13 protein-coding genes are annotated in these 13609 nt (G+C 32.3%); all 13 read right to left on the reverse strand.

The window, feature by feature from the left end:
• Positions 1-387: 387 nt before the first annotated feature.
• From B7692_RS00815 to B7692_RS00875, 13 genes are read right to left on the reverse strand one after another with little or no spacing between them, the layout of a single operon-like run.
• Positions 388-1497: a glycosyltransferase gene (locus tag B7692_RS00815; RefSeq protein WP_084929628.1), complete on the reverse strand. Its 1110-nt coding sequence runs from the start codon at positions 1495-1497 to the stop codon at positions 388-390.
• 10 nt (positions 1498-1507) lie between these two features.
• On the reverse strand, positions 1508-3058 hold the full coding sequence (locus tag B7692_RS00820) for a lipopolysaccharide biosynthesis protein (RefSeq protein WP_084929629.1): 1551 nt from the start codon (positions 3056-3058) through the stop codon (positions 1508-1510).
• Positions 3059-4021 (reverse strand): capsular polysaccharide synthesis protein, encoded by a 963-nt coding sequence (locus tag B7692_RS00825; protein ID WP_084929630.1) that lies wholly within the window; start codon positions 4019-4021, stop codon positions 3059-3061.
• A 5-nt stretch (positions 4022-4026) separates the two neighbouring features.
• Positions 4027-5022: a glycosyltransferase gene (locus B7692_RS00830; protein ID WP_084929631.1), complete on the reverse strand. Its 996-nt coding sequence runs from the start codon at positions 5020-5022 to the stop codon at positions 4027-4029.
• Position 5023: 1 nt separating this feature from the next.
• A complete protein-coding gene (locus B7692_RS00835; protein ID WP_084929632.1) occupies positions 5024-5998 on the reverse strand; it encodes a glycosyltransferase family 2 protein in 975 nt (324 codons plus the stop codon).
• A gap of 13 nt (positions 5999-6011) precedes the next feature.
• The gene (locus tag B7692_RS00840; protein WP_084929633.1) at positions 6012-6971 is read right to left on the reverse strand and encodes a glycosyltransferase family 2 protein; all 960 of its coding nucleotides are present in this window, start codon (positions 6969-6971) and stop codon (positions 6012-6014) included.
• 55 nt (positions 6972-7026) lie between these two features.
• Entirely contained in the window at positions 7027-8034 is a 1008-nt protein-coding gene (locus tag B7692_RS00845) for a glycosyltransferase family 2 protein (RefSeq protein WP_084929634.1), read from the reverse strand.
• Positions 8035-8059: 25 nt separating this feature from the next.
• On the reverse strand, positions 8060-9040 hold the full coding sequence (locus tag B7692_RS00850) for a glycosyltransferase family 2 protein (protein WP_084929635.1): 981 nt from the start codon (positions 9038-9040) through the stop codon (positions 8060-8062).
• Positions 9041-9054: 14 nt separating this feature from the next.
• Positions 9055-10164: a CDP-glycerol glycerophosphotransferase family protein gene (locus B7692_RS00855; RefSeq protein ID WP_084929636.1), complete on the reverse strand. Its 1110-nt coding sequence runs from the start codon at positions 10162-10164 to the stop codon at positions 9055-9057.
• Positions 10161-11240, reverse strand: a complete 1080-nt coding sequence (locus tag B7692_RS00860; RefSeq protein ID WP_084929637.1) for a glycosyltransferase — start codon at positions 11238-11240, stop codon at positions 10161-10163. Before B7692_RS00860 ends, B7692_RS00855 begins: the two co-directional genes overlap by 4 nt.
• A gap of 1 nt (position 11241) precedes the next feature.
• Positions 11242-11640 (reverse strand): glycerol-3-phosphate cytidylyltransferase, encoded by a 399-nt coding sequence (gene tagD / locus B7692_RS00865; RefSeq protein ID WP_084929638.1) that lies wholly within the window; start codon positions 11638-11640, stop codon positions 11242-11244.
• Positions 11637-12470: a glycosyltransferase gene (locus B7692_RS00870; RefSeq protein ID WP_084929639.1), complete on the reverse strand. Its 834-nt coding sequence runs from the start codon at positions 12468-12470 to the stop codon at positions 11637-11639. Before B7692_RS00870 ends, tagD begins: the two co-directional genes overlap by 4 nt.
• A gap of 16 nt (positions 12471-12486) precedes the next feature.
• The gene (locus tag B7692_RS00875; protein WP_084929640.1) at positions 12487-13587 is read right to left on the reverse strand and encodes an EpsG family protein; all 1101 of its coding nucleotides are present in this window, start codon (positions 13585-13587) and stop codon (positions 12487-12489) included.
• Positions 13588-13609: the final 22 nt, after the last annotated feature.

Genomic DNA, 13609 nt, shown 5'->3' on the forward strand with positions numbered 1-13609 from the left:
AAAGCCTCTTTGAGAGGCAAGTGACGAGTCAAGAGCAATAAGGCTTGAACAAAGTGAAAGCCAGCGTCTTTAGGCGCTGGCTGGTAATTTGGGCTCATAGCCCTGGGACAAACCACCCGTTTGACGGGTGGTCATGATTAAGGAAAATTGAATGCAATCTCATTTTTTAATATATTAATTTTCAGCAAATACCTATCTCTAATCCATGAGATTATTAAATATAAACTTAATCGTATTCCCTTGCAATTAAGTTAATTATTCAGCTGATAAAATAGCTTTTAGAAGTACTATTAAAATAGCCATAATTTTATTTATGAAACTAACGTGTGATAATCTGATAGAAATAAAATTAGAGAAGACATTCTTGTCCTCTCCATCAACTTTTTATCACTCTACAAACAACTTCTCCAACTGTCTGGTTGCTGATTCAATCTCGTAGCCATTTTCATCTATCAGCTGTTTCACCTTTTTTGTATCAAACTCTCGATGATCTCTGACCGACAAAATCTTATCTGCCCATTCCTCAAGAGAATCATTCAACGACAGACTGTTATCATAGTTATTTAGTATCCTTGCGTCTGGTAAATGATTTGCTGTTACAACAGGTAATCCATTTGCTTGCGCTTCAATGAGTACAATTGGTAAGCCTTCAAAATTAGATGGGAAGAAGAACACATCTAATAAATTTAGCATTTTTCCGACATTAGTGGTCAAGCCTGTAAAAATGACTTTGTCTTCTACACCATATTCTTTTGCCACATTTTCTAAAAATGCAGTATCACCTCTTCCGATAAATACTAAACGAGAATTTGGTTCTTTTTTGACGATTTCAGAAAAGACCTTCACACAAAAACTTTGATTTTTTTGTTTTTCATATAAGCGAGAAACTTGCCCAATGACCAAACAATTTTCAGGGATCTGATATTTCTTCCGAAGTTGGGCTTGCATTTCTTGATCATATAAAAATTTCTCAACTTCAATGGCATTATGAATCACTAATGCCTTTTTTCGTTCTTGACCATGATAAAAATGGTTCAATGCTTCTGTTCCACAGGCCCAAAAATCTGTCGCATATTTGCCGACAAAAAATCGATTGACTGGATGAACAAAGCGATAAAATTTATCAGCTGTCGCACAATGTCCATGTACTATTCTTTTTTCTATCCCATATTTTTTTGCTAATTTTAAAAATTCTAGATGAGTCAGACCATTTTGGTTAGACCATAAAATATCATATCGATGGGCATTTTTCTTAAAAAAATCATCCCATTCTTTTAATGCTTGCTGGATATGAGGTCTTAACTTGGGGATTCTATGAACGACTAGAGGATTGCGACAAAGCTTTTTAAAATGATCACTAAATTCAACATCTTCAGGACCTTGTAGTAAAAATTCTAGTTCAAATTCAGAGGTATCAATATGGTTATAAAAATCTAGAACAATTTTTTCCAAGCCACCAACATCTGGAACCAGCCCACAAACCAATATTCTTTTCATTGATTTCTCCTTATTTTTTTAACTTTAATACTTTTTGAATCATCAGTATGATTTGTTTACCGCCTTCATGATTTCTAAATAGGAAAACGTAGACACCCAATACTGTCAAATAAAGGAAGATTTTGATTGCCAAACTGAGAATGAAATCTAGCTGAGTTAAGAGGTAGTTATCCAGCAAACTTAAAAGTAGAAAGCTTATCCCTGCGACAGTGAAATCTTGTAACAATGTTTTAAAAAAGTCCTTTGAGGAAGCTTTCAATCCATACTTAAAGGCGCTATAGGGTTCATACCAAGAACAAGTTAGTATTGTGGAACCGATTGTTCCTAATAATATTCCGGCGACTCCTAAATCTAAAATCGCTAAAAAGTAGAGTGAAAGGGAAATGTTTAATAAAATTTCGACAATGACTTTTTTATTTTGCTCATAACTTAAGCCATAAACTGAAATCAACGTTAGAATCGGTCTTCTATAAAAAGTTAGGAAAAAATGAAGGACAATCAAAAGCTCAACTGTACGATTAAATGAAAAACTCTCACCTAACCAGATAGTCATAAATGGATGAATGAACATTAAATAGCCTAAGCTAGCAAAATAAATCAGGCTAAAAGCAATAAACTGGAATTTTTTTAGGAATTTAACCATATCTGCTACTGTCGTAGATTCCGAATGGACTAAGTTACCTACGGAAGAAACAACTGAATTAATCACAGTATTTAAAATCAGTGAAAGAAATCCTAAAACATAGGTATAATTCCCATAAATACCTATAGCTGCTAAGCTGACAAAACTTGCCATTAGAATACTATCTGTTTGAAAAACAATCGTTTCTCCAATACTACCGACTATATTTCCTTTGATATTTCGGATAAATTTTCCTTTTTCCTCCTGATTAATGGGTGTTATCTCATTCTTAAACAAGTAACCATACAATCTATCTACAATCCCCGACATGATGATATTCCCTATAAAATTCATGATGATACTGATCAATAGATAAAAGATATAATTTTTGGTAAAGAATAAAATTCCGATTTGCAAGCATACACGAAGCGTATTTAATCCAAAGTCAATCAAAGTCATCATATAATTACGCTGATCGACATAAAGCAAGGTTCGTTTATAGGAGAAAAAATAGCTAGAAGCAGAATTAAAAACAAAGAGGAAAAAGATCAAATATACTTCACTATTTACCGTATAATCCTTTATCATATAAGGAAGAAATAAAGAAAGTATAGCGCCCAGTATAAAAATAGAAAAGCCAATGATTCTATATAATTTTTTGAAAAGAATCATAAAGGCATTGATTTTTCCATGCTCTTCTCTAACTAAGGGACCATATAAGGCATAGCTCATGGCTCCAGCAACCCCTAATTCTGCCAAAGACAGGATAGAAACTAAGCTAGATAAATAATTGTTTAATCCTAGATAGGTTACCCCAAGTAAATTGATAAAAATAGTTCGATTGATAAAGCCAAGAAGGACTTGAAAAGGTTGCAATGCAAGAGCTATACTTGTATTTAAGGTGGCAAATTCGGTTCTACTTTTTTTCGTGTATTTCATCTATTCCTTTAATTTTCCTTGTAAAAGTTGATCGAGATAACTCTCTGGAAGAACTTCTTCTTTCTTGATTTTATAAGTCGTTTTCAAAATCGGTGTTGTTTTCAACACTTCTTCCCATTCTTTTTCATTAAAAAGATCATGGGCATGGTCTCTTAAAAACCAAACACGCTCAGCTGGTGCTAGAATAGGTAATCTATCCACTAATTCTTTAAATTCATGATTTGATTCATATTCGGACAAAATAAAATAATCCATCATCAGGTAATGAATAAAAACTGGGTATTTACGAACATAGTAAAGATATAAATCCCGAATATGTTTGAAATGAGATCCTCCTTTTTGTCCTGCCAGGAAAAAACCTGACCATTTAAAATCACCAATCGTTCGCTCCATTTGCTCAGGATATGTCGGTGGATGATTCAAACTAAAAAAGTCCCCTTCAAACATTTTTACCGTGGCGTATGGAGATACAAATAAGGTTGCATCCATCCATATTCCACCGTATTGGTATAAGAGACTAAAACGAATAATATCGGAATAATGCGCAGCTGATAATTCTTTTTTCTTGTATTTTTCGGTGATGTTTCTTGGAATATTGATGAAATCCGCCAGATTTTGATCCGTCAACAAATAGAATTCACAGTCATTTCTTTTGGCGAAGTTTTTTATGGTCTTCATTGAAGCCTGGACCGTCTCAGGCATTTGAGCTTCTCCTTGTTGCCACATTGTCCAAATCATTTTCGGAAATTCTGTTGTTTCTTCTTCTTTTTCATCACTCGAATCATCTATTTGAGCTTCTTTTCGTAATTTCAGTACAAAATCCAAAAGAATCTTTCTTCGAAAATCATAAAACATCTTGTCAGATTTTTGTGCAAGAAAGTAAACACATGTTAGTTTAAGGCCATAATATTTTAAAATTTGACAATAGCGAGCCATTTTATTTTGTAAGATTTGTAGTTTCATAAACTCTACAAATTCCTTTCACATTTTTCTAAAGCTGTTTTTAGAAAATATCCGTTACGAAGTTTCTCTCCTACTATTTTACTATTTTTAATCAGCTCTTGAAAATCTTCTTCATCAATCGAGTTTAAACAATCTGCAATTTCAAATAATGAATCAACAAGTATTCCACAATGGTTTTTTCGTACAAACTCCGCTAAAGCAGATTGGCTCCATACAATAATCGGAAAACCAGATGCTAAATATAGAGAAGCTTTATGTGGGTTATTCATCTTTAAATACTCTCCATACATCCCACTACAAGTATGAGGACTATCTCCGTCCCAGACTAACCCAAAGCCGCCATGTAAGCGATTAAGGAGTTCATCAGGAGAAAAAGCACCTTGATAATGAACGTTGTGAGGAAGATTCTCCTCTTCAAAGTTAATGCCATAAATAGAAAAATCTGGTTTTTCGGGTAATTGTCTTGCGTATTTTGTTTTCCGAATATCGAAATTTCCAGCTAACAAAATAGTTTCTTTTTCATAAGCTTTCTTCTCTTTATAATGTGGAATCAAATAGTCAAATATCTCTAAGGAAACAATCTTCTCTTCCGGTATTCCTAATCGTACAAGTTCTGCTTTCATCTTTTCGTTATGGGCGATAATACCATCGACTTTTTCAAGGACTGTTTTATTTTGTAAAAAATGGATAATGGAATATTTGAAATCTGTAAATGACTTGATTTTTTTATTTCTCAGGGATTCGATATCGTGAATCAGCAAATAAGCTTTGAATGTTCTATTTTTCAAAAATCTCGTAAAAATTTGTTTTTTTAAGGTATGCCATAATAACGGAAATTGAAGAACTAACACATCATTTTTTGTCAAAGTGATGGGATTTGAATCATTATTTAGGGAAAAAGGTTGATATCCTGCTTCTACCATTATTTTTTCAGCATCTAATCTTGCCTTAGATCCTGCATGTTTGGCTTCTGCGTAAAATTCTTTTAAGTAATAATTCATACTACTTCAACCCTCTCCAAAATCTTTTTACAATATATTTTTCGAATCTCCATTGAATGGCTCCAACAACTCTTGAAATAAAGACAATCTTTTTAGGGAATAATCGATATGCTCGCATTAATAATGATTGACTTGAATTTTTAGCATAACGATTCAGATACTCGACATATTTTTCTTGATAGGGATTTCCATCAAATATGCGATAGTCGACAACGTGCATCAAAACTAAATGGAATAAGCGACGCTGTACATATGGGAGTAAGTCAGCATTTCCTTCATATAGTTGTTCCACTTTATCACAAATAGTAAACAAATCCAAATTTTTCAAATTAAATTCGCGATTCATAATACTACCAGAACGCACGCGATAATAATATCCTGTATAATCAATTTTCACTATTTTATGAATATGTTTTAAGATTCCCATTCCTCCATACACATCTTCATAAAATAGACCTTCTAAAAATGGGAAATTGACAATCACTTGTCTTCGAAAAAGTTTAGCGACTGCATTCAAACGGACAATATTATCTTTACATAAAGAGACTAAAGCTTCTTGGGCATTTCCTTGAAAAATAATTTTGACATTCTCGGGAGAAGGGATTTCTATTTCTTTTTGATCATTTGTATACCAACATTCTACGATGTCCACTTCTTCTGAAGTCATATGCTTTAATAATTGCTCCAACATATCGTCTTTAATGACATCATCACTGTCTACAAAAGTGATAAATTCGCCTTTAGATTCAGTCATACCACGATTACGAGCGCCACTTAATCCTTTATTTGCTTGATTGATTAAGTGAAAACGAGGATCTTGTTGACAATATCTCTCACAAATTTCTTTTGAAGCATCTGTTGAACCATCATTGACTAAAATCACTTCTATATCGGTATAAGTTTGATGTTGAATACTATTTAAACATTCTTCTAGATACTCTTCAACATTATAAACAGGTACAATGACACTAATCATAAATAGGCTCCTATTAAATTTTCCATTTTTTTCGAATGTCTAAATATCTTAAATACAAAGGATAATATAAACTAAAAAAATATTTTGGTGAATAACTGTACCATCTTAGTAGTTTACTAGAATTGAAAATATCTGATGATTTCTTAGCTATTTCAAAATAGTTATCAATTGCATCAACATATAACTGATAATATGGATGTCCAACTCTTATGTTATACTTTTTAAAATGTCCGATACCGACTAAAAATAACATATTCCCTACATAAGGTAACCAATTATCTTCTCTAAATTCCTCTAATAATTTTTTGCCAACTTTAAAAATATCAAGATTCTTTTCTGAATATGTCTGATTCATTGTACTAGAAGTATGATATCGATAATAATAACCAATATAGTCAGTTTTTCTCATTTTATGAATATATTTTAAAGAGACGATTCCAGTATAAAAATCTTCATAAATTAAATTTTCTAAAAACGGAACTTTCTCCACTATTTCACGACGATAAAGTTTTGCGACTGGGCTCCAACTTACTCCATGATTAAAACATTCATATAACGCTTCATTTGAATCCAATTCTTTAACATCAATTACTTTTTTTTCTAAATTTAAATATTGAATATCTTCGGTTCTATTACATTCTACAATATCAATTCCATCAGACATATACTTCTTTAATTGTGTCAACAAATCAAACTTTACTATATCGTCACTATCAATAAAAACGATGAATTCTCCTGTAGACTCAGCAACGCCTCTATTTCTTGCAATACTCTGTCCTTGGTTTTCCTGATTTATTAAGCGAAAACGAGAATCTTTCCTACAATATTCCTCACAAATTTCTTTTGAGTAATCAGTAGATCCATCATTGACTAAAATAACTTCAAAATCTGTGAAAGTTTGCTGCCTTATACTCTCTATACATTCTTCCAAGTATTCTTCCACATTATAAACGGGGACGATAATGCTAATCATTTTTATTCTGACATCTCCTTTAAAATTTAGTGTATTACCCTATATATTCAGGCAATCAATTTTTTCCTATATGTAATTTATCATTTAGATGATTCATTACTTTTTTAGTAGATATCCAAATCTTTTGTATACTTGTATAAATGGGATGAGTAATCGTTGTATAATATTTTGGAGCAAGTAAGTACAGTCGCAATAAACGATATTTCTGGGCAACTTCCTTGGATTGCTTTGCTATAAAAGCAGCGTTTCGAATAAAATCTTCATATAAATCGACATATGGATTCTTCTTATTTATCCCATCTTTTAAATAGTGTCCATGACCTATATAAAACATAAAATATCCAATATAAGGAAGCATATCTTCATCATCTTTAAAAGAATCTATTAACTGATTTCCCACTTTAAAAATATCTAAATCTTTTTCATTAAAGGATTTTGTCATAGTACTATTGGGACGAACACGATAGTAATAACCGATATAATCAACAATTACTATTTTTCGAATATGTTTTAAATAATTTATTCCTGTAAAGACATCTTCATAAATATAACCTTCTAAAAATGGAACTTTTTCAACAATTTCTCTTCTATATAATTTCGTAAAAGCACAAAACTTCACTTCTTTAAACGCAATACAATTAAGAATTGCTTTTTTAGCATTTCCTTCGAATGCAATTGTAGAAGTTCTATTAAGAAAGAACTCTTCTTTATTTCTTGTCATTCTACATTCTACGATATCTACATCCATCTTCATGTAAGGAAGTAGTACTTCTAATACGTTTGTATTGATAACATCATCACTATCGACAAACATGATATATTCACCAAGGGATTCTTTTACGCCATGATTTCTGGCTACACTTTGACCTTGATTTTTTTGATTGATCAATCGGAAACGCTTATCTGTTTGGCAAAAATACTCACAAATAGCTTGGGAGCCATCTGTTGAACCATCATTGACTAAAATGACTTCTATATCTTGATAGGTTTGCTTTCGAATACTTTCTAAACATTCTTCTAAATATTCTTCCACATTGTAAACGGGCACGATAACGCTAATCATAAAATAATTTCCTTCTCATTTATGTTTATTCATCTAGCTTTACTTCTTTAATGCCATTTTTGAATTTCCAAATTGCGTAATAGAGCGGGAATACAATTGAATTATAATATTTTGGGCAAACATTATAGAGCTTAATCAAACGTGACGATCTAGCTAAGTCTGGATTTTTCTTGGTGATAGTTACATAGTCGGCCAATTTCTGATTATAGACTTCTGTATATGGATTTCCTTTTTGAATATAGTCTTGATAATGCATGGTCGCTACATGAACTAGGTATTTACCAATATAAGGAAGAAGTTCTCCCCTATCAGAATACAAGTCTATTAATTTATCGCTGACAGTAAATACATCTAGATTTTTCTCGGTAAATTTTCGATGCATGGTACTAGTCGCGTGTTGACGGTAATAATATCCTACATAATCAATTTTAACAATCTTTCGGATATATTTAAGCATACCAATGCCACTATAAATATCTTCAAAAATGAGCTCTTCTAAGTAGGGGACAGCTTCGACAATAGCTCTTCTATAAAGCTTTGTGACTGGATTGACACTTAGTAGATGGTTAGGGACAACTTTCACTGCTTCTTCAGAATTTCCCTCAAAAATGATTTTGATATCTTGAGAATTTTCTGCCAAGAATTTCTTTTTATGTACGGTGAACTGACTTTCTACAATATCTACGTCACCACTCATATAGTGCATTAAGGTTTCTAAATAATTTGGTAGGATAATGTCATCACTATCTACAAATGCAATAAACTCGCCTGTTGAAGCTGTTACTCCATTATTTCGTGCAACACTTTGTCCTTGGTTGCTTTGATTAATTAATCGGAAACGCTTATCTGTTTGGCAATAATGCTCACAAATAGCTTGTGAACCATCTGTTGAACCATCATTGACTAAAATGACTTCAAGATCTGTGTAGGATTGATTTTGAATGCTGTCTAAACATTCTTCCAGATAAGTTTCTACATTATAAACCGGTACGATTACACTAATCATTCTTTATCCTAACCTTATTTCTTTAATCCAATTTCATCCAAAAGAGTCTTTGTAAAATCTTTTTGAATGGCATTAACCTTGTTATTGATTTTTTTTCGTTCTTCAATATGAATATCTTCAGATTTCATGACACTCTCTAGGAATTCTATTAAGTCATGCGAATCACGAATGACACTACCCACCATTAAACTCTTCACATCATCAAATACAAATCCACGTTTGTCTTTGTATTCCTCATAATCATTAATGGTAAATGCAACTGGCCTATTTAATAAATAATAATCTAAAAATACTGATGAATAATCAGTAATTAATGCACTTGTTGTTCCCAAAAAGGTATATAAAGTCTCATACTGCTCACTAATAATCTCTTCTGTTAATAGATGAATGGTCGAATAATTCATTTTAAATTTTAACTGAGATTCCTCAAGAGGGTGAAGTTTAATATAAAGTTGATACCCATAGTTTGAGAGTAGTTTTTCAATGTTTTGAAAGTCCTCTTCTTCTAAAGAAAATATCAATGCTGCTTGGCTATCATGATAGTTTTTAGAATTACGGTAGGTTGGCATCCAGATGATTTTCTTCTCCTCTTTCTCTTTAAAGAGCTCATCATTTCGAATATTGCCAACAAGAAGCATCTGCTCGTCCTTAGCATTAAAGGCTGCTTTCATGATTGGAGTAAATAAATCTGAAGAGGAGACTAATTTTGTAAAGAAATTATAGTCAATCTTTTCCATGCCAACTTCAAGATTCCCAATTTTTTTCAAGGGCATTCCATGCCACAAGTTGACAACCATCTGGTTTGGAGCAGGTTTGATGGGATACTTGCCAAAAGAATAGAAAAAATATTTAGATGTTAAAAAATAAAAGAAACCTTGATAAATAGAAACATACTTCACATTCTTTTCTTTTTCTAAATGATAAAAATCATTTGAAGCACAAACGATTTCGTATGTTTCCTGATAGCCATTATCCACTAAATAGTGATAGAGGGTTCTAAGATTATCTCTGAAACCCCAGTTAGAATAGAGAACAATTCTGTTCCTTTTCTTGGGAATCATTTTATTTAGTTTATAAGTAAAATCACTTACTTTAAACAGTAAGGGTTTTAAATAGTTGATCATTCTCTTTTTAAACCTTGCTTATAAATTTCTTTTAAATTTTGAACATTTTCTTCAATGTCAAACGGCTTTAGGTGTTCATTTAGCTGTCGTTGTTTCTCATTGATAGGCGTCTTTTCGATATAGTTTACCCATTTAGGCTTATCTAGAGGCATGGCTGTGCAGAGTTCACTAACGATCTGAGTTGTTGGATCAATCGTTTCATTCATGAGAATATCGACTCCAGAACACTGAGCCTCTACAAGCACGATTGGGAAACCTTCATACAAAGAAGGAAAGGCAAAAATATCAAAGGCTGAATAAAATTTATGAACATCTTCTCTTTTTCCTGAGAAGATAACATTCTTCAAATCCTTACTATTTTCTTCTAAAATAGCACGATCTGGCCCTTCACCAACAAAGAAAAAGGTAACGTCAGGTAATTCTTTGGCAACTTCAATCAAAAAACTCTGATTTTTGAAGGGATTTAAAATGCCAATCATCCCTACTACTTTTTGATGTTCAGCTATATGAAACTCTTTGCGGATTTCTTCTCGAAAAGTTGGAGAAAAGCGATACTTATCGATGTCAATTGCATTTGGAAGGATTTGAAATGATTTCTTTCCAAATATCTTAAGTCCAGCTAATTGGCCACAAGAGATACGATGGGTCGCATTTTTCAAGGCTAGAAAGACCAAAAATCGATTGCGAATACTTTTTAACCAAGTATCTGAAAATTGGCTACTATGATTGTGGTAAATCCTAACTGGAACACCATTTTTTCGAGCATAGTAATTATGTATAAAAGCGGTTATAGGATTATGAACATGGAGAATGTCAATCTTATTCCTTTCATAAAATTGTCGGCACTCTCTCGCATAGGCAAATAGTTTAGAAATCTGTAGGGCAGGAAATACAATGCGTTTGATTTCTTTTTCATCTAGGTATTGATTAAATGGGAAATGAGCGTCTCCATTTGACTCTCCGACCATATATTCAAACTCTTGATCATTATTTGGGATATGATTTTTGATAAAACTTTGTACCCCACTCATGGTATTCCTTACACCACCTGTTACATGTATGACCTGATATTTCATCCTAGTTTCCTTGATTCAAATCATTCTTTATCTTAGAAGTTGAAATTTCTTTTGTTCGTGATAGGTAAACAACCTCTATTCCAAAATCACTTAAATAATCAAATTTTCCCTGCCAGTCATCTCCAATGACAAACACATCAGCATGATACTTTTCTATGTCTGAGATTTTTTGATCCCAATTTTCTTCTGGTATGACGAGATCCACATATCTGATAGCCTCTAATAGAGATTTTCTTTCTTCGTAATCAAAATAACATTCTTTATTTTTTTCTAGTCTATTAAATTCATTGGTAGAAAGCCCGACAATGAGATAATCTCCCAAGGATTTTGCCCTTTTTAAAAGATTAATATGACCGTAATGCAATAAATCAAATGTTCCGTATGTAATGACTCTCTTCATAACTTCCTAACCACCTCTACATTTTCTCTCATATTTTTCTTATAGACCCATTTCCTAATTGAATTTGGAAGAATTCGAATCGCATTACGAAGGAAAATATTTCTAAATAATTCTACTAGAGTAATATCTCTTCTGCGATAAAAATCTAATTGGAGCATAAAGTCAGTCTTTACATACAGGAAACCGCCCCTCCGCAGATAGCTAGAATCGTTAGTCTGCATGACAACCAAGGGATCCTGGATATTCAAAAAATCCTTGGTTGGATTATCGTGTAACAATCTCATTGTGAGGTCATAATCCTCTAGATAGCGGAACTTACGATAATTACCAGCCTTCAAGATATATTTTTTTTTCATCATACTCGATGGATTATTAAAGGGATTTCTCATTTTCGAATATTGACGAATTTCGGCTGTAGTTTCTGGTACTTTCTTTAAGGCGGTAAACTCTGTATTTTTCTCTAGGATATTGGAACCAACCATGATGAGGTTGGGATTTTTTTCAAAGGCTGCTGCTTGCTTTTCAAACCTTGTTTCTAGAGAATAATCATCACTGTCCATTCTAGCAATGAATTCTGTTTGGCATTGATTGACTCCAAAGAGAGAGGCTGGTCCTGAGCCTAAATTTTCAGGTAAATGAAAAACTTTTAAAATCGGAATCTCTCTCTGCAACTTTTGGATTTCTATTTCTAACTCTTCAGTCAATTCGCCATCACAAACTAAAATGATTTCTGTCGGTTTAAGGGTCTGCTGATAAGAACTTAGTAAACTTTTCCTTAAATTTGTAGGAGTCTCTTTTTTATAGACTGTCGTTAGAACTGAAAATTTCATTTTATAACTCCTAAACCTAATTTCCAAATAACCAATCTACAATAACTGAACGGTAGGGAACGACATGGTACCAGTCAGCTTTAAAATAAACAATGACTAGAAAGATTGAAGCGTAAACCAATATCATCAAATAAAATAAAATCCATTGAACTTTTTTGTCACCTATTTTAGATAAAATCATAGGGATATATAGGCAAATAAAGGGGGTAAAATAGTGTGCGAATCTGCCAAAAAGGCTTGTTTGCAAAGTTGACGCGGTAAGTAAAAAGGAGATAAAGAACAGACTTCTTATATATTCTTCTTCAGTCGATAATTTTTTCTTTCTAATCACTAGTTCTCCCAAAAGCAGAACTATACCATACCAAATTGTTAAAAATACAGGTGCCCATTTATTGCTTTCCAAAAACCATGATGATTCCAGATAGGAAGTATACTGAGGAAAGAAAGAAATAAAGATAGTTGCAATTTGTTTGATAAAAGGTAAGATGATTAGAAATGCAAGGAACACAAATTGGTATGTTCTTTTATTTAAAACGATTTTTTTAAGGGGGAAAAACAAGAGGCAGACGATACCAGATGTATGAAATAAGGGAGTTAGTAAGATAAATATCGATGCTAAAACCTTCTTATTTTTTACTAAGTAATGAAATCCTAAAAAACTTAAAGCAATCGCCAGACCTTGCCTGATATTTGATAAAGAATAAAAAAAGAGTCCTAACGAGCTGAAGTAAATCAGTAAACTCATGTAAACATTTTTAGAATGCTTATAAAGAACAAAAAACCAGGCAACTAAAGTTATAAAGGCATAGGCAAACAATAAAAATGGATAGTGATCACTAAAGTTTCTTAGAAAAATATTGAACAGTAAGTATCCAATTTCAAATCGAGAACTAAATAAATGTGATAAGTCTGGAAGTTGTAAGTCATTTGATTCAAAAATATGGATATAAGTTCCTAAATCTCCTCCTACACTAGAAGTACGAAAACCTGCAATGATTAAAAAGAAGAATAAAGTCGGAAGAACAAGAAATCTTAACTCTTGTTCTTTATCCTCATATTTTGATGAGAAAAAGGCCAGGAAAGAGATATAGACGAACATTAAAAGATAGATTGTCATTTTTTCTTTATCCTTAGCCTTT

It is taken from the genome of Streptococcus mitis (assembly GCF_002096925.1).
GTDB classification, from domain to species: domain Bacteria; phylum Bacillota; class Bacilli; order Lactobacillales; family Streptococcaceae; genus Streptococcus; species Streptococcus mitis_AF.

What these genes read in the sequence shown, in the direction of transcription:
- B7692_RS00815 (WP_084929628.1), bottom strand. Translation starts at nt 1,497, where the DNA reads ATGAAAAGAATATTGGTTTGTGGGCTGGTTCCAGATGTTGGTGGCTTG.
- tagD (WP_084929638.1), bottom strand. Translation starts at nt 11,640, where the DNA reads ATGAAGAGAGTCATTACATACGGAACATTTGATTTATTGCATTACGGT.
- B7692_RS00870 (WP_084929639.1), bottom strand. Translation starts at nt 12,470, where the DNA reads ATGAAATTTTCAGTTCTAACGACAGTCTATAAAAAAGAGACTCCTACA.
- B7692_RS00825 (WP_084929630.1), bottom strand. Translation starts at nt 4,021, where the DNA reads ATGAAACTACAAATCTTACAAAATAAAATGGCTCGCTATTGTCAAATT.
- B7692_RS00845 (WP_084929634.1), bottom strand. Translation starts at nt 8,034, where the DNA reads ATGATTAGCGTTATCGTGCCCGTTTACAATGTGGAAGAATATTTAGAA.
- B7692_RS00875 (WP_084929640.1), bottom strand. Translation starts at nt 13,587, where the DNA reads ATGACAATCTATCTTTTAATGTTCGTCTATATCTCTTTCCTGGCCTTT.
- B7692_RS00855 (WP_084929636.1), bottom strand. Translation starts at nt 10,164, where the DNA reads ATGATCAACTATTTAAAACCCTTACTGTTTAAAGTAAGTGATTTTACT.
- B7692_RS00820 (WP_084929629.1), bottom strand. Translation starts at nt 3,058, where the DNA reads ATGAAATACACGAAAAAAAGTAGAACCGAATTTGCCACCTTAAATACA.
- B7692_RS00835 (WP_084929632.1), bottom strand. Translation starts at nt 5,998, where the DNA reads ATGATTAGTGTCATTGTACCTGTTTATAATGTTGAAGAGTATCTAGAA.
- B7692_RS00850 (WP_084929635.1), bottom strand. Translation starts at nt 9,040, where the DNA reads ATGATTAGTGTAATCGTACCGGTTTATAATGTAGAAACTTATCTGGAA.
- B7692_RS00860 (WP_084929637.1), bottom strand. Translation starts at nt 11,240, where the DNA reads ATGAAATATCAGGTCATACATGTAACAGGTGGTGTAAGGAATACCATG.
- B7692_RS00840 (WP_084929633.1), bottom strand. Translation starts at nt 6,971, where the DNA reads ATGATTAGCATTATCGTCCCCGTTTATAATGTGGAAGAATACTTGGAA.
- B7692_RS00830 (WP_084929631.1), bottom strand. Translation starts at nt 5,022, where the DNA reads ATGAATTATTACTTAAAAGAATTTTACGCAGAAGCCAAACATGCAGGA.